This is a genomic window from Mediterraneibacter sp. 210702-DFI.5.30 (assembly GCF_020560115.1).
Taxonomy (GTDB): domain Bacteria; phylum Bacillota; class Clostridia; order Lachnospirales; family Lachnospiraceae; genus Mediterraneibacter; species Mediterraneibacter faecis.
The window spans coordinates 19,127-41,703 of record NZ_JAJCME010000017.1; the positions used below are offsets into that span (position 1 = coordinate 19,127).

The window sequence follows — 22,577 nt, forward strand, 5'->3', positions numbered from 1 at the left end:
CTCCTTAATACTGTATGAACATATGTGATGCAACCGCATCTTCCAGTGCATACTGCTTCATCTTCTTCTCTCGTTCTTCCGGATCTTCTTCCAGAATAATGTCATTGAGCCTTCCATATCTGCCCGGTTCACCTTTTTCAACCGTATGCTGGCAGATCTTTTTCTCACTTCTGTAAGAATTTCCGTCAATTGTTTCTTTAAAATAATAGATCAGTCGTTCATGCGAGAACAACACAAACTTCTTCACATACAAATTCTCATACATTGGTGTCAGAAGTTCTGTTGCATAATCAGAATCTCCGTTTCCACCTTTCTGCAACTGATAATACAACATAACACGGCTATCCTTCTGGCCCTTGTATTCTACCAGTGTCTTATCCCACAACTGGAATTCAATCAGCCACTCCTTATCATACTTAAGGAAAAATGGGAAATAAATCTGTTTGCCACAAAGTTCCTGCATAAACTTTTTCAGCGTCTTCTTAAGGCTTGTTTCATACTCTTGATCCGAATAATATTTCAAAACAGCAATCATACAAATATCGATTATTGTCTCACCCTTCTCTGCTTCCCTGCAGATAATATCAATTATAGATTTCTCTATCTTACGTGCTTCTACAACATATTCTCTGGAGACATATGCCAGATAAGCCTGCTGGAGCCGGAAGTATGCACCTTCATCATAATAAGCTTCAAATACTTTTGTCTCCTGGAATAATTCCTCTGAAAAGAGCATCTGTGTAATGATCCGTTCTGCCAGTTTATGCGTATGGACTTCATACTCTCTGGCAACTTTCCACAATTCCTTCATCTCCTGTGTTGCTCCACAGTAGAAGTTTGCCAAATACGTAAGAATCACTTTATCATACTGTTTTTTCTTAAATAAATCATAACAAACATAGGTCAGGAAATCATCATTCTCATAATTTGTCTCACGAATCATCTTGCTGCACAGTGCCTGGATCTCATCCTCCGGGAAATTTTCCAGACCCTTTTCCTTTACGATTTCCAGTGTCAGCTCTTCCTCTTCTTCAAACGCTTTGCTTCGGTTCAGGCTATTTGCATATTTTCTGCAGATATCCATATATCTAAGTTCATAAAACAGACGTTTACTCTCATATGGGATAGAATCTGTATAATGTCTTCCATCTTTTGCTTCCCATACAATGCGATCCGTCTTTGCATACAGAAATACTCTGGCTCCATTCTCTGTATATGCTGCCTTCTGTGTAATTGTTCCATCAGCTGCGATTACATGAATAAATTTCATATTCGGAACCTTTGTTGTAATCCAATATGCGTGACACACATCATAAAGAGCGCGGATTCTGTCCTGACTCATGTCTGTCTCTACAAGGAATCGCTTATAAATGATCCGCAGATCTTCATCTATATTTCTCTTCTCCAGCTGATTCCATGTGAATTCTTCCATCTCATCCCTGTAGTGCGCATAAATCTCGCTTGTCTCATCTTCATAAGTAATCAGATTTGCATACAAAAATGCGCATTTCTTATAATCCAGAGAATTTCCATGCATAAAATACAAATATACCGAACGAGGAAGCTGCTTATGAAATTCTTCCGGTCTCGCAGCCGCCATATAATATTCGTAAAGCTGCGCGATCTTCAACTCTGCGTCTACCGCTTTCTCATACCAATGGAAATAGATGTGTTCTGTTCTGCTGCCTTTTATAAGCAATGTACAGATAGAAGTCAATATCATCGCTTCATCATACATCTCATAACACTTCACAAGTACATTATACAGATGTTTATCAAAATTCTTCATCTGACTTGCCAGGTTTGCTGTATATAATGCAAGTTCCTTCGTCATCAGTTTATATTTCACGCCAAAAAGCAGAACCTGTACTTCAAACTGTCCGAGTTTTTTAAGAGATGAGCTCTTCTCTTTAAAACAACGGAATGCCTGAAGATAGAACCATAAGCTGTGAGACTTATACTCCATAAACTGCTTCTCAAGCACATTCAGTCTTTCACTGTAGATTTTATATTCTGAATCAACCTCAATCAGCATACAAAGAATCCGCCAGCTGTCCGGATGCTTCATAAAAGAACGTGAAAGTTCTTCTGCGACCCTTCTCTGCCCAATCGAATCATTACTCAGTTTTGTCGTCAGATAAAGGTAATAGGAACTCAATTCAACATCCTTACCGATTGCAAAACGATTGTAGTTATAAGATTCTAAAAGCCATTTTGCCTCATCCATCCGATTACCCAAAATGCAGATATGTGCCTGGGCAAGAAGGTAAAATTCATTACGTTCATCTACCTCGCGAAGATGTGAAATTTTCTTTATAGAAGCCTCTGTCCAATCTTCCAGTGACATCTTGTCACCTTCATATTTCAGATAATCTTTCAGAATTCCATTAAATTCTTTTTCATTTGCACGATGTTCCTCATCTCTGCAAATATCCTTTTCCACTACGACCTCATAACTCAATGTTTCATATGGAGTTTCCAGAATAATCCTTCCAAAGTTACTTCCTCTGTGAAGCTTATCCATAGAAATACCATATTCCAGACGATAGGCATTACCTATAAATTCGTCTGTCGTCAGATGTCTGTGCTCAACAGAAAGGAAATCGCCTTCTGTTCTTACATCAATCTCCAGATATCCCCAGGTATTTTTCTTCACAGTAAAAGTCTCTTTTCTGTCTTCTACAAGAGAAATAAAAGCACGGCTTTCTTCTTCCAATGTAAGAAAAATCTTTTCTTTCTGCTTGCACCCTACCAGGAATTCTTCAAGGGCGTGCTGATCCAGTTCCCATTTACGCATATTATTATAAAGCGCCTTGATCCTCGTATCTTCATATTTGAGAATCTCAAAGAAATCTCTGGACCGGAATAACTTCACTGCCTCAGCTGCATCACGATATGTAAGCTTCTTAAAATCTTCCAGGCTCTGAACCTTTCCGTATCGAGTCATAACAAATGGTTTCTCAATAATTGCAGTAAATGCAATATCATACTCTCCACCATTACATACAATCGTAAATTTCCCATGTTCAACATGTCCCGGCACAAGTCCTCTTCCATCGTATGTATAATAAATATTTACCGGATTTCCATCAAAACCCTGCTCTGCGCACTGTACACGATAGGAAGAAGGATATACAAGTCCACGTATTGTCCCTTCTCCTTCATTCTGCAGAGAAAAGCTTCCCTCATATTTTTCTCCTTCTCCGACACGCATCGTAATGTGAGTCTCAGGAAAAATAATTTCCGGCTGCGGGATGTGAAAATCCCCCTTTGCAAAACGTTTGATCTTATTCTTCAAATCCGTCACCTACTCAAATTTTTAATCATCCATAAGTTTGCTTCTGGCAACTGCCAAAAACGCTACTATAAATTATATCATTAGTATACATGATCTTGCAATGGGGGATTGTATAAAGTTTTACATCCATTTTTTCATTAAAATTCCTCCTTTATTTTTCCTGAAAAATGGATACATTTTCACTGGCAGCTTCCCATCATTGGATACAAGTAAGTAAAACCGAGACAAATCAAACAGAACGTGCTATAATAAAATTCATCTGAATGTTATTTCTACAAAGGAGGACTTCATTATGAAATTAGTAATTACTATGAGTCGTCGTTTCGGTACCGGAGCCAGCATTATTGCTGAAGAGCTTTCGAAACGACTTGATATTCCGGTCTATGACAAGGCCTATATAGAAGAAAAGCTCTCTGATCACAAATATGAAAGTGAAGCTGAAGCAATCCGGAAACTGGCTGAAAACCCTTGCATTATTCTCGGACGATGCGCCTCAGATATTCTGAAAGACCGGATGAATGTATTAAACATCTATGTGAGTGCTGCCAAAGAGGACCGCATTCAGAGAATCATGAAAAAAGAAAATCTTGATCATGATGCCGCAAAAGAAAAAGTGGAGCATACGGATGAAGAGCGTGCTGCTTATTATTATGAACACACCGGCAAGACCTGGGGAGATGTGAATGATTATCACATGATTCTTGACACTTCCGAGCTTGGTGTTGAAAACTGTGCTGATATCTTAATGCATTATTTCGAAAAACTGGAATACATTTGATTTTTCGTGAAAGCACGGACTTTGGCTCGTTGCTCGTGTAAACATAACAGGGACAAAAACTTGTTGGTCTTCACAAAGTTTTTGTCCCTGTTTTTTTAATTCTGGCTGTCTGAAGTATCTGATGTATCTGACGTTTTAATTGTTACACCCTGTTTTTCAAAACTGATCTTCTTCCATACTTTTTTCTCTTCTTTGATTTTTGTATCCTTTTTCCACTGCTCCAGAAGTGAATCATACTGTTCCTGTTTTCTCTCACTTACAATACTTTCTTTTTTACTGTCTGTTGCCTCTCTGTCCAAAAGACTTGTAAGCTTTGCAATATAAATTCCGTTCTCTGTCTCTATAATATCTGTAACATCGCCTTCATTTGTCAATGCATCTGCTGCTGCGATCAAATCCTTATCCGGGCTTGTACTTTCAGAATCAAATGTAGCTGTCTGGGCTGTAAGTCCGGCTGCTGATGCAACAGTCTCCATATCTTCTCCACCCTTTAACCGATCATCAAATGCCTGTGCGGTCGTCTTCAAAGCTTCTTTCTCATCATCTGATAATGTCTGGGATTCTCCCGAATCATCTGTTGTTGTATATGAGAATAAGAGATATTGCATACTCTTCTGTGCTGCATCTTCATCTGATACATTCTCATCCACACCAGCTTCCATTGCCGTTTCCATCTTATTCGAAATTGTCATCAGTTCGAGAACTTTAGCCACTTCCTCCTCATCTCCTGATACCACTTTCTTCACATCATCCGAATTATCTTCACCGAATTTTGCTGCTGCATCTTTAATCGCCTGCTGCTCTTCCTCTGTCAGTGCAACATCATAGTCAGATGCATGCTGTGAAACAAGATACATATTCTCCAGATTCTCAAGAATACTCTTCTTTGTCTGCTCCTCATATGTCTGATTGTCTGACACTTCCTTTGCCCACATCTCTTCTGCTGTTGTTCCCATCATACTCGCATAGTAGGTTTCATACTGAGCCTGCTGCAATCTTGCGTAAAAATTCGCGACTCCAAGTGTAATCTTCTCATCACCGACTGTTGCAACTGTCTCATCTGTATTTATTGTTCCGCATCCTGTCAAAGATGTTGCTGTCAATGTGCCTGCCACTGCAAGCACTGCCAGCCTTTTTGCCAAACGTACCATCTGGTAAATCCTCCTCTTTTTACGTATTTACTTACGCAGCCATACTACCGCTCATTATATCGTGTTTTTTGTTCTATCACAACCCCAAACACAGAATCTCCTCAACTTCCCTGATCTAATCGAAGTTCGCGAATACTCTCTATAATTTCTCTTAGCATCTGCAGAACATTTTCCCCTTTCTCTTTTCCGCTTCTCCCTTTCTTTTGATAAAGGAAATACGGGACTGCTTCTGCTTTGAAAGTCATATTATTTCCATATTTCTTTAAAAGTGCCGGAATTTTTGCCGGATCCAGATTTGCTTTTTCATATAAGATAAATTTGTAGTCTTTTCCCTTTTGTTCTATCGCTGTAATATATGCAGAATGCGCAAGACTCTTAAGTGCTGCAATATGAAGAAGCTGCTGTACTTTTTTCGGAAGATCTCCAAAACGATCAATCAGTTCTTCTGTCATATCATCCATCTCTTCTTCTGTTTCAATTGTGGCAATTCTCTTATAAATATCCAATTTTTGATACTCGTTTTTAATGTAAGATTCCGGAATAAATGCATCTATATCAAGATCAATCGTTGTAGCGTAGTCTGCTTCTTCTTTTTTACCTTTCAACTGACTGACAGCCTCATTAAGCATCTTGCAGTACAAGTCATATCCAACTGCTGCCATATGACCACTTTGCGACTCTCCTAGAAGATTTCCCGCACCTCGGATCTCAAGATCACGCATTGCGATCTTGAATCCCGATCCAAGATCTGTAAATTCACGAATTGCAGCCAGCCTCTTCTCTGCAACTTCTTTAAGCATCTTATCCCTCTGATACAGCAGAAATGCATATGCCATTCGATTGGATCTCCCAACTCTTCCTCGCAACTGATATAACTGTGACAGTCCAAATCTATCTGCATCTTGTATAATCATCGTATTAGCATTCGCAATGTCCAGTCCTGTTTCAATAATTGTTGTCGATACAAGCACATCAATATCACCATTGATAAAATCATACATAATATCTTCCAACTGATGTTCATTCATCTGTCCATGTGCGTAAGATACCCTTGCATCCGGCACCAGTTTCTGCACACGAAGTGCTAGATCTGCAATATTTTCTACTCTGTTATAAACATAATAAACCTGTCCACCTCTGGCAAGTTCACGCTCAATAGCCTCACGAACCATCTCATCATTGTATTCCATTACATACGTCTGTATTGGCATACGATCCATCGGTGCTTCCTCAAGCACACTCATATCGCGAATTCCGATTAAACTCATATGAAGTGTTCTTGGGATTGGCGTTGCTGTCAGCGTCAACACATCTATATTTTCTCTTAATTTTTTAATTTTTTCCTTATGCGTCACACCAAAACGTTGTTCTTCATCTATGATCAGAAGTCCTAAATCTTTATATCCAACATCCTTTGAAAGCACTCTGTGTGTTCCGATCACGATATCAACCAGACCTTTTTTCAAATCCTCTACTGTTTTTTTCTGCTGCGCCTGCGTCCGAAAACGGCTCATCAAGTCAACACGCACCGGAAAATCTTTAAACCTTTGAATAAATGTATTATAGTGTTGCTGCGCAAGAATCGTTGTAGGTACAAGATAAACAACCTGTTTTCCTTCCTGCACTGCCTTAAAAGCTGCTCTTATCGCAATTTCAGTCTTACCATACCCTACATCTCCGCAGATCAGACGATCCATAATCTTCGTACTTTCCATATCTTTCTTTGTATCTTCAATTGCACGAAGCTGATCCTCTGTCTCTTCAAATGGAAACATCTCCTCAAACTCTCTCTGCCAGACCGTATCCGGTCCATAAACATAACCTTCTGTCTGCTGGCGCGTTGCGTAGAGTTTTACAAGATCTTTTGCGATTAACTGAACCGCTTTTTTTACCTGTCCTTTTGTTTTTTTCCACTGAGGTGTACCAAGCTTATTCAATTTTGGTGGCTTTGCATCTGCTCCTGCGTATTTCTGGATCAGATCCATCTGTGTTGCCGGTATATAGAGAATTCCTCCGTCCGCATAGGAAATTTTCATATAATCTCGAGTAACAGTATCTACTTCGACTTTCTCAATTCCCTGATAAATTCCAAGTCCGTGATTCTCATGTACCACATAGTCTCCCGGTTTAAGTTCGGCAAATTCCTGGATTTTTTTTCCTTCGTAAGTTTTTCTTTTCTTTTTTTTCTTTTTCTTACCAAAAATATCAGATTCCGAGATGACCGTAAACTTTAACATCGGGTATTCGTATCCCTCTGCAATGTAACCACAGGTTACCATAATCTCTCCCGGATTCACCTGCCGTTCCATCTCTTCACTATAAAAACTGCTCAGGTCATAATCTCTCAGATCTTCTGCAAGACGTTTTGCTCTTGTTCTTGAACCTGAAACAAGAATCACACGATACCCTGTTCTTTTCAGTTTCTTCAGATCTCGTGTCAGGAGCTCAAAACTGCTATTATACGGATTGACAGTTTTAACCTGCAGACTGTAGACAGACCTTACTTTAAACATTCCACATTTTGATTCCAACATGGTAAATGCAATTCCATAATACTTGTTCATCTTTCCAATCGTATGATCTGTCTGTTCCACCTGAATCGGAATCTCATCTGTCTCCATACCGGCTTCTTCTCTGCTCTCCAAGCTGTGAAAATACTCTTTTTCCACGATTTCTGCAGATTCTTGAAGACGTACCGGTTCATCCAAAAACAAGATTGTCTCCTTTACCGGAAAATATGCCAAAAAGCTTTCCGTTTCCATCTGCTTCCAGTTCTCAGTTGCCGGATAGATTTCTATTTCCTGTAAATTCTCTGTCGACCTCTGACTTTCCACATCAAAACTTCTAATAGAATCAACTTCGTCTCCCCATAATTCAATTCGAACCGGATTCTCCTCTGTCAGTGGAAATACATCCAGAATCCCACCTCTGACTGCAAATTGTCCCGGACTTTCAACCTGGTTTTCCCTTTCATATCCTAATATCGAAAGGTTTTCCTGTAATTTCTGAAAATCCAACGCCTCTTCTGCATGAATCTTAATCCTGTTCCCGCACAGTTCTTCTTTCGATGGAAGCCCATCCAGAAATGCGTCCATTGTTGTAACTACAGTAATTGCTTCCCGTCCTTTCTTCTCTACAATCGCACGCAATACTTCCATACGTTTCCCTGTCAAAAATGCGCCCTTAATATCTGCATGATAAAACAAAAGATCTCTTGCCGGATAAAACCATACATTTTCCTCCAGTACACGCCATTCTTCATAAGCCTGTTTTGCTTTTTCTTCACTGGAAAAAACGATGACTCTGTACTCAAAGCCATCGCTCAGTGCTTTCGCAAGATGTATCTTCTGTGAATTCACACATCCTGCGATTTGCAGGAAACCCGTTTTCTTTCTTCTCGAACTGACAATCTCCTGATAATCAGCCAGTTCTTTTAATGGTTCTAAAAAAGCCTGCATCTCTACTCGTCCTTCTTTTTACGATTATATTCGTTCATCGCTTCGCTTATCTGGTCACTCACGATCAGTTCCACCGCTTTTACCGCATTATCATAACCTTCGCTCATCAGTTCCTGTTCCGCCTTAGAAAAATGTCCTAAAACATAATCTGCAAGATCATACTTCGGTGGTTTTTCTCCAACTCCTACTTTTATTCTAGGAAAAACCTGTCCGCCAAGATGTGCAATAATATTTTTTATTCCATTATGCCCACCTGCACTGCCTTTTGCACGAATTCTTAATTGTCCTACCCCAAGACTGATATCATCATAAATCACGATCAGTTCCTTCTCAGGATCCACTTTATAATAGTCAATCACACTTCGGATGCTCTCGCCACTAAGATTCATATAAGTCTGCGGTTTTACCAAAATCACCTTCTGTCCTGCAATCATACCCTTTCCGATCAAAGCACGATGCTTCTCCATAGTTACATCTATATTATATCTCTCAGAAAGTCGATCTATAACATCAAATCCGACATTGTGTCTTGTTCCTTCGTATTCTTTCGTCGGATTGCCTAATCCTGCTATAATATACATCTTCTTCTTCCTTTCCCAAATACATTTTCCATTCTCATCTTCCCACTGTAAGCAACAATGACTTATTTTCATAGGTTTTCCTCTTGCAAACAGTAATCTTTATTTTACCGCATGTGTGAATATTTGTCATGCATAATTGCTCTGTAAATTCATAAATTGTATAAAAAGGGGGATACTCATGAAATCAAAAACTAAAATCATTGTCCTTCATATGAAAGAGATCATCTATACTATTATTTTTGCTGCTCTCGGCATTCTTCTGATCCTTCTTCTGATTCTTATGTTCCATCCAAAAGAGCAGTCAGCAAAATCCGATCCGCAATGCTGCATTGCTGAAACTAACATTTCTTCATAAGCACTCAAAAATGCTGCTTGCCGGGTTTATACAGCAAAAAAGCCACAGTCCATCCTTTCTGTGGCTTTTCAATTGCTTTTTCACAATCACTACTATTTTAATTCTGCTTATCCTTCTACGATCAGATAAGTACCATCCGGCAGTGCAAACACTTCAGAAGCCTCTTCCAATTCTTCCTCTGACATCCCGTCTACATCCATGCCATTCTCTTCAAAGTATTCTCTTACTTCAGCCAGAGATTCTACAACAACTGCCATACAGTCCTCCAGAAAAGCTTCTGCTGCCTCAAGGGTCTCTGCTACCGGTTCATCAAAAAGCTGCTCCTGCTTCTCCAAAAAAGTCTTCAGACACTCTTCATTGTACTCTCCCATTACTTCTCCTCCTGTTTCTTAACAATCTTTCGTATCTCTTCCGCTGAATCAACAATACATTCAGCTCCGTCCTCTAAAAGAGCTTTTCTTCCACGGAATCCCCAGGACACAAGAATTGTCTGCATCTTTGCCGCATGACCCGTTGCAAGATCCACTTCTGAATCTCCGATGTATGCTGCTTCTTCCGGCAAAACCCCAAATGAACTGACAATCGTCAACGCGGCCGTCGGATCCGGTTTCTTAGGAACTCCATCCTTCTGCCCCTGTATATGGTCAAAAAGTTCTTTTCCAAATACTTCTTCAACCACATGAACGGCCTGTCTGTCTGGCTTATTTGATAAAACTGCAAGTTTGATACCACTCTCTTTCAACTGCTGCAACATCTGTGGAATTCCTTCGTACGGAGCAACCTTGTACATACAATTTGCATCAAATATCCTGGCATACGCTTCCACCGCCTCTTCAAGATGACACAGTTGTGTATCCCCGCCTGCCTTTAATGTCCGTTCAAGCAGAACCTTCGCCCCATCTCCAACGAACTGCCGGCACTGTTCCTTTGTGATCTGTGGCATTCCAATCTCTTTCATCGTCTCATTGACTGAATATTCCAGTGAATCCAATGTGTTTGTCAACGTTCCATCCAGATCAAAAATACAAGCCTTTATCATAGCTGCCTCCATACTTTATCATTGGTTACATTACACCATAACCATATCTGCTCTTTTCTGTTACTTTCTGTAACATTTTCTTCCCATTTATCATAGTATGAAGTCATAAAAATTTCAATACTTTCTCTCTATTTTCCAAGAAGATATTGTCTCATTGTTTTTAAAGCATTTTTCTCTAAACGGCTCACCTGTGCCTGCGAAATTCCAATCTGTTCCGAAACTTCCATCTGCGTCTTTCCTTCAAAAAATCGTAAACGGATCAGCCGTCTCTCTCTTTCATTCAGCCGTTCCATCGCAGCTTCTAAAGACAACTCTTCCACCCAGTTTTCTTCTCTGTTCTTCTTATCACTGACCTGATCCATCACATACAGTGCATCGCCACCATCATTATACACCGGTTCCTGAAGACTCATTGGTGTCTGTACTGCATCCAGTGCATAAACTATTTCTTCTTTTGAAAGTCCAATCTCTTCTGCGATTTCCTGAATGCTGGGTTCTTTCATATTTTTTCGAATATAACCTTCTCTTGTATAAATTACTTTATAAGCTATATCACGCAATGAGCGGCTCACGCGAAGGGAACTGTTATCTCGCAGATACCGGCGGATTTCTCCTATGATCATAGGAACCGCATAAGTAGAAAACTTCACCTGGCGATCTGGATCAAAGTTATCTACGGCCTTTACAAGCCCCACACATCCAATCTGAAACAGATCATCTGCATTTTCATTACTGCTGTCAAACCGTTTCATCACACTAAGCACCAGCCGAAGATTTCCTTTGATGTATTCTTCCCGCGCCAACTTGTCCCCCTGACGAATCTTGCGAAAAAGCTCCTCCTTCTCCTTTTCCCTGAGAAGTGGGAGCTTTGATGTATTCACTCCACACAGTTCTACCTTATTCACAACCATTATAAGAAACCTCCTAAGTTTTTTTTCTACTTAGAATCATTCTCACTCTTTGAATAAGATATTCCATGAAGTGCTGAATTTTATAAAGTTTTAGTCCTTGACAATCAAATATCCCATTTATCCGACAAATTATTAATCTGCGACTCGAATTTTGCTTTGTCTTTATTCGCGAGACCTTCGTTCTTGTAAATAACATCAAGTAAACGCCTTCCTGCTGCAACAAGACGTTCAAACGCCGCATCCGCTTTACGCTGTGCCGGTTTTTTCGCCTTCACCGGAATCTTTACACCTTCACTTAAGATCTCATTTGTCAAGAGGTCTGCTTCACTACACGGAAACGGTGCATAAGCCTGATATCCAAACTTTTCTTCCACCGTCTTTGCGAACTCTTCTGTTACAGTATCTTCACCATGCACAACAAAGACGCGTTGTGGCGCCTCTTTAAACGCTCCCAGCCATTTTAAGAGCCCATTCATATCCGCATGACCACTAATTCCATGAAGGCTCTCAATTCTTGCCTTAACTTCAATCGGCTCACCGAACAGCTTCACATTCTTTTCGCCCTCGATCAGTCTGCGTCCTAAAGTGCCCATTGCCTGATACCCAACAAAAAGAATCGTACACTCTTCTCTCCACAAATTATGCTTCAGATGGTGACGGATACGACCAGCATCGCACATTCCGGAAGCTGAGATGATCACCTTTGGTTTCTCGATAAAATTGATCATCTTAGAATCATCACTTGTTGTTGCAGTCTTAAGTCCATCAAATATAAGTGGATTAATCCCTGCATTAACAAGTGCAAGTGCATCCTCATCAAAACACTCTCTCATATTTTTTGTAAATATCTTCGTTGCCTCAATTGCAAGCGGACTGTCTAGATATACTTCGAAATTCTGATATTCTTTTAATAATTCCTTTTCTTTGATCTCACGTATAAAATAAAGGAGTTCCTGAGTTCTGCCCACAGCAAAGGAAGGAATAACAACATTTCCCCCTTTATCAAATGTCTCTTTCAGGATTCTTGTAAAATCTCCCAGATAATCCGGTTTTTCCTGCGTATGCAGCCGGTTGCCATACGTAGACTCCATCACAATATAGTCCGCACTCTCTGTATAAGCCGGGTCTTTAATAATCGGCTGATCCAGATTTCCAATATCTCCGGAAAATACAATCTTCTTTGTCACTCCGTCTTCTGTTGCCCAGACTTCAATACTTGCTGATCCAAGCAGATGTCCTACATCTGTAAACCGGATCTGGATCCCCTCACAGATTGTAATGCGCTCCCCATACTGACAAGGCACAAGCAATTCAATCGCATTAAGTGCATCCTGCATCTCATAAACCGGTTCATACTCCGGCTTTCCTGCTCTCCTGCCTTTTCGATTCCTCCACTCTGCCTCAAATTCCTGAATATGCGCACTGTCACGAAGCATGATATCACACAAATCCGCTGTCGCATAGGTAGTGAAAATCTGCCCTTTAAACCCATCCTTTACAAGCTTTGGCAACATTCCGGAATGATCAATATGTGCATGTGTGAGGAATACATAATCCACTTCTGTTGCACTGATCGGAAGTCCCGGATTCTCATACAGATCCGGTCCCTGTTCCATACCGCAGTCAACCAAAACATTCTTTCCTGCTACTTGCAGAAAATGACAGCTTCCCGTAACCTCATGGGCTGCACCTACAAATGTTAATTTCATACATCCTCAACCCTTTCTGTCCTGTATCTTTTCTTTTTAAGCTTCAGATACTTTTTCTTTTATTTTAACACCATACGGGAAATTGTACATCTTTCTTTTTATTAAATTTTTGTAACTGTTATTCATACCGGACCATTTCCATCCGAAGTCTGTGCATAATTTTCTTTTCCAGTCTTGATATATAAGACTGAGAGATTCCAAGTTGATCCGCAACCTCCTTCTGCGTCATTTCTTTTCCCTCCGGATGATCCAGTCCAAACCTCATACGAACGATTAATTTCTCTCTTCCTGACAGTTTATTCAAGGCACGAAACAGAATCTTTCTTTCTGCCTCATCCTCCAGATCCCGATAAATTGTATCCTCTTCTGTCCCAAGAATATCAGATAGAAGCAGTTCATTTCCATCCCAATCTACATTTAAAGGTTCGTCAATGGAAACTTCCATCTTCGTCTTACTGTTTCGTCTCAAATACATCAAAATCTCATTCTCAATACAACGTGAAGCATATGTTGCCAGTTTAATTTTCTTTGATGGATTAAATGTATTGATTGCTTTGATCAGACCGATGGTACCAATAGAAATCAAATCTTCTACACCTACTCCTGTATTATCAAACTTCTTTGCTATATAAACAACCAGACGCAAATTATGTTCAATCAGTATCTTTCTCGCCTTTTCATCTCGATCTGTTCCAAGCCACCTTACCACCTCACGTTCTTTTTCATTTTCCAATGGTGGAGGAAGAACCTCACTGCCTCCTATGTAATGAATCTCCTGTTGGCCACCAAATAAAACCGTCCTGACATTTGGTACAATCCTTAATTTAAATTTCTCCGGCACAGCCACTTTAACCATCATATAAATTCCTCCTGGTTTCTTTCTTACATCTTCTGTTGCGGCACAGTTTTTCATTCACAGCATCTGCACCTTACAGTTCAATATCAATTGATAATCTTCCTCCCCACTGATCGGTGATTCGCTCACACCGATCAGTGGGGATTCTATCCATTCTTTTTCATTTATTTCCACACACATTTTCCTGATCCGGAAAATTTTCATAACGCCACTACCATGGACACTTCGATATGGAATATACCTGAATTCCATTGCTTCTTTCATTACCTGATGATAAAAATTACAATCCAGTACATGCACCCCTTCACCACTGAGTGGATCTGTCAGGCAGTTTCCCGTATCCCTCAATGCATGAACCTTATAACTATCTGCTTCTGTAAATAAAATCACTTCACAGCACCGTTCCTGCTCTATCTTAAGAACTTTCAAGAACTTCCAGGCCATCAGAATCCCCTGTGAGCTAAGCACCGCAATCCCATAAAACAGACTGATATAATGCAGATAAGGACGAAACATCATCAACGTGCCCCCCAGGAACATTCCAAAAAGGTAAAGCAATCCCATTCCTTTGAGTATCTGGAGCATACATTGTTTCCTATTTTTTAACCAAAGCATACAAAATGGAATCACCAGATAAAAGGCTATGTTTTTCATCCAGGCGGGAACAGATACAACCACCATCAGACATGTCAACACACTTCCAAGGAATGCTCCGGATAAAACCCCTTTAAAACTATATTTTCCACCCGTAATCCGTTCTGTCACGAAAAGTAACAGGCTATCCATCATGAAATTTTCCAGGAAAAAAAGATCTATGTACAACTCATAGTGCATCTTCCACCTTCCTTTTCATTTCGAGTCATCCCCGATATCATATAGAATTATAAAATTTGCTCTTTGGAAATTTTGTCAGATACTGACAGTAAAACAGAAAGAAAATAGAAGAATTTCTGACATCCTTCGACATAAAAGAAAAACGGCCTGATACTTCAGACCGTTTCATCATTTTTCAATTCAATTATTTCTTAAAGAAATCCGGAATCTTAATAGACTGCTCTCTTACTCCACCAGTTGTTGATCTTGGCTGCAGTGTTGGCATTGTTCCACCCTGCGGTCTTACTGTTGATGTCTGAGCTGTTCTTTGTGCTGTATAGTCATAAGATGGTCTTGCATGACTTTCTACACCATTCGGAAGAATAGAACTTGTCTTCTGCTGTCCTTCCAGTCTTGCTTTCAGCTTGGATGCACTTCCGCCTACATTATGTAAGCCTGTAGCAATAACTGTGATTGTACATTCATCAGACTTTGTATCATCATACATAGCACCGAAGATGATACTTGCACTTTCTCCTGCAAGCTCCTGTACATAATCAGCTGCATCAGAAGCATCCATAAGTGTAATGTCTCCAGATACATTAACGATAACATTAGATGCACCTGTGATTGTTGTCTCAAGCAGTGGACTGGCAACAGCCTGCTTAACTGCTTCGAGTGCCTTGTCATCTCCGCGTCCTGCACCAATACCGATATGTGCAATACCTTTATCCTTCATAACTGTCTGGATATCAGCAAAGTCAAGGTTGATCAGAGATGGTACATTGATCAGGTCTGTGATACCCTGAATACCCTGCTGAAGAACCTCGTCAGCCTTTTTCAAAGCTTCCGGCATAGTAGTACGTCTGTCTACAACTTCAAGCAGTTTGTCATTCGGGATAACGATGATTGTATCAACGTTCTCCTTTAATTTATCAATACCATTGATTGCATTCTGCATTCTTGTCTTGGATTCGAAACGGAAAGGCTTTGTGACAACTCCTACTGTCAGAGCGCCCTGCTCTTTCGCAATTCTTGCGATAACCGGAGCAGCACCTGTTCCAGTTCCGCCTCCCATACCGCAGGTAACAAATACCATATCTGCACCTTTTAATGCAGCCTGGATCTCCTCAGCGCTTTCTTCTGCTGCCTTCTCTCCCATCTCAGGCTGTGCACCAGCACCAAGTCCTTTTGTCAGTTTTTCACCGATCTGCATAAGTGTCGGTGCTTTACACAGCTGTAATGCCTGTTTATCTGTATTCACAGCTATGAATTCTACGCCTGCAATCTGTTCGTCGATCATTCGGTTCACGGCATTGTTACCGCCTCCGCCGACTCCGACAACAATAATTCTTGCAGCCGCTTCAGATTCGTTGGTTTTAATTTCTAACAAGAGTAGTTCCTCCTTTGTCGTCTTATTAATTCTTATATACATCCCTTATTTTAATTGAACGATACAATTCAATAAGTATATAATAAAGTCTTTTCCGTAAATAATCAATAGATTTTTTCTTATTTTTGGTTTTTTTCCAACAATTCAGCTTCAAGACTGCGGTGTAAAGTTAATTGATGCTGAATCTGCTTCATAATTCTCAAGATGAAGTACCCCCGCCTGATCCGGATACTGTTCCTTCAGCTTCTCAAGAATCGGTTTGATCTGTGCAATTCTGATCTCATATTCTTTATTCCCAATTAAAACTTCTACTGATCCAAAATATAATACCACACTCTGTTCATTAGCATATACCAGTTTATCCGGTGTAAGTGAATATTTCACCAGATACTTTGAAGCCTCTGCGATCAAAGTGAATGCACTGTCATCTTCCACCGGAATCTTTTTTCCGATCTCTACTTTCGATGCATCGAAAGAAAGTCCTTCCACATAAGGTACTCCTGTAAAAGTTTTCTTGCTTTCAAAAAGTGCTGTCCCCTTCCGGTCAAAATATAAATTTGTATCATTGAAAGAAACATAACCGGATTTTCCTTTCTCTTTCACATGCGCAACAAGCGTCCATGGATTTTCAAATGTCAATTTCATTTCTTCCACAACTGACGGAACTTCTGCATCTGTATAATTATATTTCCAGAATAAATACACCGTATTCATGGAGAGTTTATCTTTCTCGAGCCAGCTGATGATTGAATTCTCTCCGTAATATTCATTTCCCTTCACCTTTATACTGCGTGTCTGAAAGAGTAGAACAAATACTACAATCAACAGTAATACTACAATAAAGCGGAACATCCCTCTCTTCTTTTTCTTCTTTTTTTTCATTGATCAGATTCCTTCCTCTGTTCATGTTTTCCATACCCGGACTCCATCCGTATGAAATACAGGCAACTCTATTGTACCAAACGTGATATGCTAAGGACAAGCCCCATTTCCAAAAGCAGAAAAACAACTGACGTTCCACCATAACTGATAAACGGAAGTGTAATTCCTGTATTCGGTATAGAATTTGTGACGACAGCAATATTCAATATTACCTGAATCATCATATGTGCCATGGCTCCCACTGCAATCAACGCACCAAAAAGATCCGGTGCGTGTGTTGCAATCACAAAAAATCTCCAGATTAAAATCAGAAACAGTACAATGATAGTCCCCGCACCAACAAGCCCTAATTCTTCACAGACAATAGAAAAAATCATATCATTCTGTGCTTCCGGCAGGAATCCCAGTTTTTGTACACTGTTTCCCAGCCCCCGGCCAAACAGTCCTCCACTTCCAATTGCATAAAGTCCTTGCAATGTCTGATATCCTTTTTCATACTTCTCCGGATTTCGCCAGATTGCAAGTCGCTCCAGCCGATAGCTTTCCAAGGCGAGAAAAATTCCCATAAATCCAACTCCTGATACGGCCATCCATATAAACTGTGCATATCTTGGACTTGCAACAAAAATCAATGTAACTGCGATTCCGAGGATAATGATTGCTGTACTCAGATTACTTGCTCCTACCAGACCGACAACCGGAAGGATTGAAAGCATCATTCCGGACATTATCCGAAGTTTTGATATTTTTTTCACATTTCGGTTGATCAGCCAGGCCAGAAACAAGATCACTGCTACTTTAGCAAATTCTGAAGGCTGAAAAGAAAACGGACCCAAAGACAACCATCTTTTGGATCCGTTATATTCTTTTCCGAATGCCATGACAGCAATGGATAAACCGATTGCAGCCAGATATCCTGGCACAGCAAGTGGAATCCATCTGTGATAATCAATTCTCGCGATCCATAGCATTCCTGCCATTCCAAGAACTGTAGCCAGTCCCTGCTTTTTCAGATAATAATAAGAATCATGAAACTTCACCCTGCCGTTATATGCACTTGTACTGGTCAGAAGGATCAGACCAACCAGTACGAGAATCAGCACCGTCACAAGCAGTGTATCATCATACGTGTGCTTCTTTGCAGGACGCTTCAATACAGTTCACCCTTTACAGATTATTTACAAGCTCTTTAAACTTATCTCCACGTTCTTCATAATTCTTAAACATTCCCCAACTTGCACATGCAGGAGAAAGGAGTACTGCATCTCCCGGTTTTGCATTCTCTACACATTTTGCAAATGCTTCCTCAAATGTATCCGCCATCTCAATATCTTCAAATCCATGTGCTCTGGCTGTCTCTGCGATCTTGTCACGTGTCGCACCAAGAAGTACTAATTTTTTTACTTTTCCATCAAAGGAATCGATCCATTCATCATAAGCAGAATCCTTATCATAACCTCCACCGATCAAAACTGTCGGACGATTCATTGCCTGAATCCCCTTAATTGCTGCATCTGGGTTTGTTCCCTTGGAATCATTGTAATATACAACTCCATTCTTTTCTGCCACATATTCAATACGATGTTCGACTCCCTGGAACTCTTTCAGCGTTCTGCGGATCACATCTACCGGAACCCCATATGCTGCTGCCATTCCGGCTGCTGCCATCGCATTCTCATGATTGTGCGTTCCAAGAATATTCAATTCATCTACATGGCATACCGGTGTCTTCTCTCCGTTCATTGCAAGAACGATCTGACCGTTTTCCAGATAGATTCCTTCTTCTAATATACGCTGACTGCTGAAATATAGAACCTTTGACTTTACATTTTCTCCAAATACCCTTGTTACATCATCTTCGTAATTCAGAACACAAGTATCTTTCTCTGTCTGATTCTTCGCAATATTTTCCTTTGCCTCTATGTATGCTTCCATCGTATGATGGCGATTCAGATGATCCGGAGTAATATTCAGGATCGCGCTGACTCTCGGACGGAATGTCTGAATTGTTTCTAGCTGAAAGCTGCTCATCTCAGCAACAATTACAGAATCCTCTCTTGTCTGGAGTGCAATACTCGTATATGGATTACCGATATTTCCTACCACAAAGCTGCTCTGCGCATAGTTTTTCATAATTTCTCCAAGCAGAGAAGTGGTCGTTGTCTTTCCGTTTGTTCCAGTAATTGCTAGAACATCACCTTTTCCAAAGACATACGCAAGCTCAATCTCGCCCCAGATTGGAAGTCCTTTCTCACGCATCTCATTCACGATTGGAAGATCTGTCGGAACACCCGGACTCATTACAACAAGAGAAAGTTTATCAAGAAGTTCTTCTTTCCTGTCTCCCTCAAGTGTTCCAAGGACGATTTCCAGTGACTCACTGTCCCCGCCTTCAATCTTTGCACGTATCTCTTCCGAATTCAATTTATCGTTACCATCATACAATATGACCTTTGCTTCTTCTTTCAAAAGGAGCGCACATGCTGCCTCTCCACTGATTCCAGAGCCAAACACTAATACATTTTTATCTTTTACAACCATTGTTCTATACCCCCATAAGAGCGATCAGGCAAAGAATTGCCGTCACAATAGAAAATACTGCCACTACCCGTGTCTCTGACCATCCGCAAAGCTCGAAATGATGATGGATCGGTGCCATCTTAAAGAGACGCTTTCCTCCTGTCTTTTTGAAATATGTTACCTGCAGAATAACTGAAATAACTTCTACAAGATAAATAAATCCGACAATAATGATATACAGCGGCATCTGCATCATATACGCTGTTCCTGCAACAAAACCACCCAGTGCAAGAGAACCTGTATCTCCCATGAACACACTGGCCGGATACACATTAAAAAGAAGGAATCCCATCAATGCACCGACAACTGCGCAAGTGATCGGCTCAATCCCACTTTTCGTTCCAATTGCTACAACTGTGAAAAATGTTGCCACCAGAACTGTTACGCTTGATGCAAGACCATCCAGTCCGTCCGTAAAGTTTGTTCCATTAACTGTACCGATTACTGCAAAGAAAAGAACCGGAATCGCAAACCATCCAAGATTCAATTCATAACCGCCGGAGAATGGAACGATCATTGTAAGCGGAATCTTCGCTACTTTTACGATGTAAAACGCAAAAATTGCTGTTACTACAATCTGGAGTGCCATCTTCTGCATTGGAAAAAGTCCGTCTGAACGTTTCATGACAACTTTAAGATAATCATCCAGAAATCCGATCAGTCCGAATCCTACTGTAAGGAAAAGTACCGGGATGATCTTTGGATAGTCCTTCACATAAAACAGGGACGTAATCACAACAGCTGCCAGAATGATAATCCCTCCCATTGTCGGTGTTCCTGCCTTCTTCAAATGAGACTGCACACCCTCCACACGCTCCGTCTGGCCCATCTTTAACCTTCTCAGGAAAGGAATGACCACCGGTCCAAGCACAAGGCTTATAACAAATGCAATCAATACCGGAATCACTACATGACTGTTCATATATACACCTCTTCATTTCTTTTGTTTTACACAGAGAATCCTTCTTATGTACTTTTCTGTCATCAGATTCTCAAAATGCACTTTACAGTATACTCCATTGGTCAGTTTTTTTCAATCCCGAGATACGGAAGTACATTGTCATAGATGCTGCGCAAAACCGGAGCTGCAATCGTTCCTCCGTAATAAATTCCCTGTGGGTTACGGATCACTACAATTCCAAGAACCTGCGGATCTTCCGCCGGTGCAAACCCTATAAATGATGAAATATACTTGTTTGCGCTTCTTGGAAGAGTCTGTGATGTCGCAGTCTTGCCTCCGATCGAATATCCTTCAATGTATCCATTTTTACCAGATCCTTCTTCTACCACACTCTTCAGAAGTATTCTCATCGTCTCCGATGTTTTTTCAGATACAATCCCATTCTTCTTTTTGTATTTTAGCTTTCGTATCTCTGTTCCGTCTTTTTCAAGAACTGCCACTCCAAAATGCGGTGTCACCCGGTATCCCCCATTAACCAGCGAACTTACTGTTGTTGCCATTTGAACCGGTGTTACCTGGAACGACTGTCCAAATGAAATCGTTGCCAATTCCACAAGACCAATATCTTCTACGTTATGCATAATTGTTCCCGCTTCACCCGGAAGATCGATATTCGTCAGACTAAGTAATCCAAACTGTTTAAAATAAGCATAAAATTTCTCTGCTCCAAGCCGAAGACCAATATCAATAAATACCGGATTACAGGAATTCTGTATCCCCTGGATAAACGTTTCCTGTCCATGTCCACCAACCTTATGACACCGGATTTTTCTGTCTTCTACAATCCGGTATCCCGGACAGGAAAATGTATCCGACAAAGAAACGACACCTTCTTCAAGACATGCTGATGCTGTAATGATTTTAAACGTTGATCCCGGCTCATATGTATCATTAATACATGGATTTCGCCACATCTGATTTAACATCTCCTGAGCCTGTTCATCCGTCTGTTCTGTATTTTCATCCACATCAATCAATTCAAAAGGGGTATTCAGATTAAATTCCGGTGTATTTACCATTGCAAATATCTCTCCATCCTGCGGATTCATAAGCAATACAGATACACTATCCGCCTGTTTTTCCTCCTGAACCTTTTTTGCTGCCTGTTCACAGTACTTCTGAATATTATGATCCAGACTGATTTGAAGCGTGTTCCCGGCCACAGGTTCAATCCTGTCTTCTGCTACTTTCTCAAGTTCGACTCCTCTCGCATCCGTCACTGTAAGAATGGTTCCATCGGTTCCTTTTAATACCTCTTCATATTTTACTTCAAGTCCGATGATTCCCTGGTTGTCCCCACCTGTAAATCCAAGAACCCTGGATGCAAATGTATCATAAGGATAATATCTTTTAAAATCCTCATCTACTTTTACTCCTGCAAGATCCAGATTACGGATTCTATCCCCCGTTTCTTTTTCCACATTTGTTTTAATTTTTTCCATTGAAGACACTTTTTCTACTTTTTTCCGGATGTTTTCTTCCTCTTCCCCAAGTTCCTGACAGAGAACTGCAATCACCTGCTCCGGATCTTTTATCTGATTATGGATCACGGAAATTGTGCATACCGTCCTGTTCGTTGCCAGGACAACTCCATTTCTGTCAACAATCTCTCCTCTTGCCGCTTTGATTTTTCTTTCTCGCTCATGAAGATCTTTCGCCAGCTTCTGATAGTGTGCGGCATCAAAAATCATCAGATAAACCAGTCTGCCGAAAAGAGCTAAAATCAATAGAACCGCACAGAAAAAAACGACCATTGCTTTTTTTCGGTTATATGTTTTATTTTTCACAAAAAAATAACTCCGAAAAAGACAT

18 protein-coding genes are annotated in these 22,577 nt (G+C 40.5%); 2 read left to right on the forward strand and 16 right to left on the reverse strand.

What is annotated here, in order from left to right; translation table 11 throughout:
• Positions 1-4: 4 nt before the first annotated feature.
• Positions 5-3,298 (reverse strand): DUF5717 family protein, encoded by a 3,294-nt coding sequence (locus LI126_RS13475; RefSeq protein WP_227165568.1) that lies wholly within the window; start codon positions 3,296-3,298, stop codon positions 5-7.
• Positions 3,299-3,590: 292 nt separating this feature from the next.
• Here LI126_RS13475 and LI126_RS13480 point away from each other — a divergent pair, with 292 nt between their 5' ends.
• The gene (locus LI126_RS13480) at positions 3,591-4,076 is read left to right on the forward strand and encodes a cytidylate kinase-like family protein (RefSeq protein ID WP_015528875.1); all 486 of its coding nucleotides are present in this window, start codon (positions 3,591-3,593) and stop codon (positions 4,074-4,076) included.
• A 95-nt stretch (positions 4,077-4,171) separates the two neighbouring features.
• Here LI126_RS13480 and LI126_RS13485 read toward each other — a convergent pair whose 3' ends face one another.
• The 3 genes from LI126_RS13485 to pth all read right to left on the reverse strand — a co-directional run bounded on the left by LI126_RS13485 (position 4,172) and on the right by pth (position 9,266).
• Positions 4,172-5,227, reverse strand: coding sequence for a peptidyl-prolyl cis-trans isomerase (locus tag LI126_RS13485; RefSeq protein WP_117497466.1), 1,056 nt, complete (start codon positions 5,225-5,227; stop codon positions 4,172-4,174).
• Between the two features lie 101 nt (positions 5,228-5,328).
• Positions 5,329-8,685 carry a transcription-repair coupling factor gene (gene mfd / locus LI126_RS13490; protein WP_227165569.1) on the reverse strand — a complete coding sequence of 1,119 codons (3,357 nt, stop codon included), beginning with the start codon at positions 8,683-8,685 and terminating at the stop codon, positions 5,329-5,331.
• A 2-nt stretch (positions 8,686-8,687) separates the two neighbouring features.
• Entirely contained in the window at positions 8,688-9,266 is a 579-nt protein-coding gene (pth, locus tag LI126_RS13495) for an aminoacyl-tRNA hydrolase (protein WP_015528872.1), read from the reverse strand.
• Positions 9,267-9,444: 178 nt separating this feature from the next.
• Between pth and LI126_RS13500 the strand changes: the two genes are divergently transcribed.
• Positions 9,445-9,621 carry a hypothetical protein gene (locus LI126_RS13500; RefSeq protein ID WP_155203826.1) on the forward strand — a complete coding sequence of 59 codons (177 nt, stop codon included), beginning with the start codon at positions 9,445-9,447 and terminating at the stop codon, positions 9,619-9,621.
• Between the two features lie 107 nt (positions 9,622-9,728).
• On the opposite strand, the gene LI126_RS13505 is transcribed toward LI126_RS13500, so the two are convergent.
• From LI126_RS13505 to LI126_RS13560, 12 genes are all read right to left on the reverse strand, one after another.
• On the reverse strand, positions 9,729-9,992 hold the full coding sequence (locus LI126_RS13505; RefSeq protein WP_015528870.1) for a hypothetical protein: 264 nt from the start codon (positions 9,990-9,992) through the stop codon (positions 9,729-9,731).
• A complete protein-coding gene (locus LI126_RS13510) occupies positions 9,992-10,660 on the reverse strand; it encodes an HAD family hydrolase (protein ID WP_020435776.1) in 669 nt (222 codons plus the stop codon). Before LI126_RS13510 ends, LI126_RS13505 begins: the two co-directional genes overlap by 1 nt.
• A gap of 128 nt (positions 10,661-10,788) precedes the next feature.
• Entirely contained in the window at positions 10,789-11,571 is a 783-nt protein-coding gene (sigG, locus tag LI126_RS13515) for an RNA polymerase sporulation sigma factor SigG (protein ID WP_227165570.1), read from the reverse strand.
• A 104-nt stretch (positions 11,572-11,675) separates the two neighbouring features.
• Positions 11,676-13,280, reverse strand: coding sequence for an MBL fold metallo-hydrolase RNA specificity domain-containing protein (locus LI126_RS13520; protein WP_055162130.1), 1,605 nt, complete (start codon positions 13,278-13,280; stop codon positions 11,676-11,678).
• Between the two features lie 118 nt (positions 13,281-13,398).
• Positions 13,399-14,139 carry an RNA polymerase sporulation sigma factor SigE gene (sigE, locus tag LI126_RS13525; protein ID WP_020435774.1) on the reverse strand — a complete coding sequence of 247 codons (741 nt, stop codon included), beginning with the start codon at positions 14,137-14,139 and terminating at the stop codon, positions 13,399-13,401.
• A 54-nt stretch (positions 14,140-14,193) separates the two neighbouring features.
• Positions 14,194-14,970: a sigma-E processing peptidase SpoIIGA gene (locus tag LI126_RS13530; RefSeq protein ID WP_227165571.1), complete on the reverse strand. Its 777-nt coding sequence runs from the start codon at positions 14,968-14,970 to the stop codon at positions 14,194-14,196.
• Between the two features lie 184 nt (positions 14,971-15,154).
• On the reverse strand, positions 15,155-16,342 hold the full coding sequence (gene ftsZ, locus LI126_RS13535) for a cell division protein FtsZ (RefSeq protein WP_020435772.1): 1,188 nt from the start codon (positions 16,340-16,342) through the stop codon (positions 15,155-15,157).
• Between the two features lie 150 nt (positions 16,343-16,492).
• A complete protein-coding gene (locus LI126_RS13540; protein WP_155203836.1) occupies positions 16,493-17,224 on the reverse strand; it encodes a cell division protein FtsQ in 732 nt (243 codons plus the stop codon).
• Positions 17,225-17,292: 68 nt separating this feature from the next.
• Entirely contained in the window at positions 17,293-18,378 is a 1,086-nt protein-coding gene (locus LI126_RS13545; protein WP_155203838.1) for an FtsW/RodA/SpoVE family cell cycle protein, read from the reverse strand.
• A 13-nt stretch (positions 18,379-18,391) separates the two neighbouring features.
• Positions 18,392-19,765: a UDP-N-acetylmuramoyl-L-alanine--D-glutamate ligase gene (murD, locus tag LI126_RS13550; RefSeq protein WP_155203840.1), complete on the reverse strand. Its 1,374-nt coding sequence runs from the start codon at positions 19,763-19,765 to the stop codon at positions 18,392-18,394.
• A gap of 4 nt (positions 19,766-19,769) precedes the next feature.
• Entirely contained in the window at positions 19,770-20,726 is a 957-nt protein-coding gene (gene mraY, locus LI126_RS13555; protein WP_055144717.1) for a phospho-N-acetylmuramoyl-pentapeptide-transferase, read from the reverse strand.
• 101 nt (positions 20,727-20,827) lie between these two features.
• Positions 20,828-22,552, reverse strand: coding sequence for a peptidoglycan D,D-transpeptidase FtsI family protein (locus LI126_RS13560; protein ID WP_227165572.1), 1,725 nt, complete (start codon positions 22,550-22,552; stop codon positions 20,828-20,830).
• Positions 22,553-22,577: the final 25 nt, after the last annotated feature.

What these genes read in the sequence shown, in the direction of transcription:
- murD (WP_155203840.1), bottom strand. Translation starts at nt 19,765, where the DNA reads ATGGTTGTAAAAGATAAAAATGTATTAGTGTTTGGCTCTGGAATCAGT.
- LI126_RS13540 (WP_155203836.1), bottom strand. Translation starts at nt 17,224, where the DNA reads ATGAAAAAAAAGAAGAAAAAGAAGAGAGGGATGTTCCGCTTTATTGTA.
- LI126_RS13530 (WP_227165571.1), bottom strand. Translation starts at nt 14,970, where the DNA reads ATGCACTATGAGTTGTACATAGATCTTTTTTTCCTGGAAAATTTCATG.
- sigE (WP_020435774.1), bottom strand. Translation starts at nt 14,139, where the DNA reads ATGATGGTTAAAGTGGCTGTGCCGGAGAAATTTAAATTAAGGATTGTA.
- LI126_RS13485 (WP_117497466.1), bottom strand. Translation starts at nt 5,227, where the DNA reads ATGGTACGTTTGGCAAAAAGGCTGGCAGTGCTTGCAGTGGCAGGCACA.
- LI126_RS13510 (WP_020435776.1), bottom strand. Translation starts at nt 10,660, where the DNA reads ATGATAAAGGCTTGTATTTTTGATCTGGATGGAACGTTGACAAACACA.
- pth (WP_015528872.1), bottom strand. Translation starts at nt 9,266, where the DNA reads ATGTATATTATAGCAGGATTAGGCAATCCGACGAAAGAATACGAAGGA.
- LI126_RS13505 (WP_015528870.1), bottom strand. Translation starts at nt 9,992, where the DNA reads ATGGGAGAGTACAATGAAGAGTGTCTGAAGACTTTTTTGGAGAAGCAG.
- LI126_RS13520 (WP_055162130.1), bottom strand. Translation starts at nt 13,280, where the DNA reads ATGAAATTAACATTTGTAGGTGCAGCCCATGAGGTTACGGGAAGCTGT.
- LI126_RS13480 (WP_015528875.1), top strand. Translation starts at nt 3,591, where the DNA reads ATGAAATTAGTAATTACTATGAGTCGTCGTTTCGGTACCGGAGCCAGC.
- mraY (WP_055144717.1), bottom strand. Translation starts at nt 20,726, where the DNA reads ATGAACAGTCATGTAGTGATTCCGGTATTGATTGCATTTGTTATAAGC.
- mfd (WP_227165569.1), bottom strand. Translation starts at nt 8,685, where the DNA reads ATGCAGGCTTTTTTAGAACCATTAAAAGAACTGGCTGATTATCAGGAG.
- LI126_RS13500 (WP_155203826.1), top strand. Translation starts at nt 9,445, where the DNA reads ATGAAATCAAAAACTAAAATCATTGTCCTTCATATGAAAGAGATCATC.
- sigG (WP_227165570.1), bottom strand. Translation starts at nt 11,571, where the DNA reads ATGGTTGTGAATAAGGTAGAACTGTGTGGAGTGAATACATCAAAGCTC.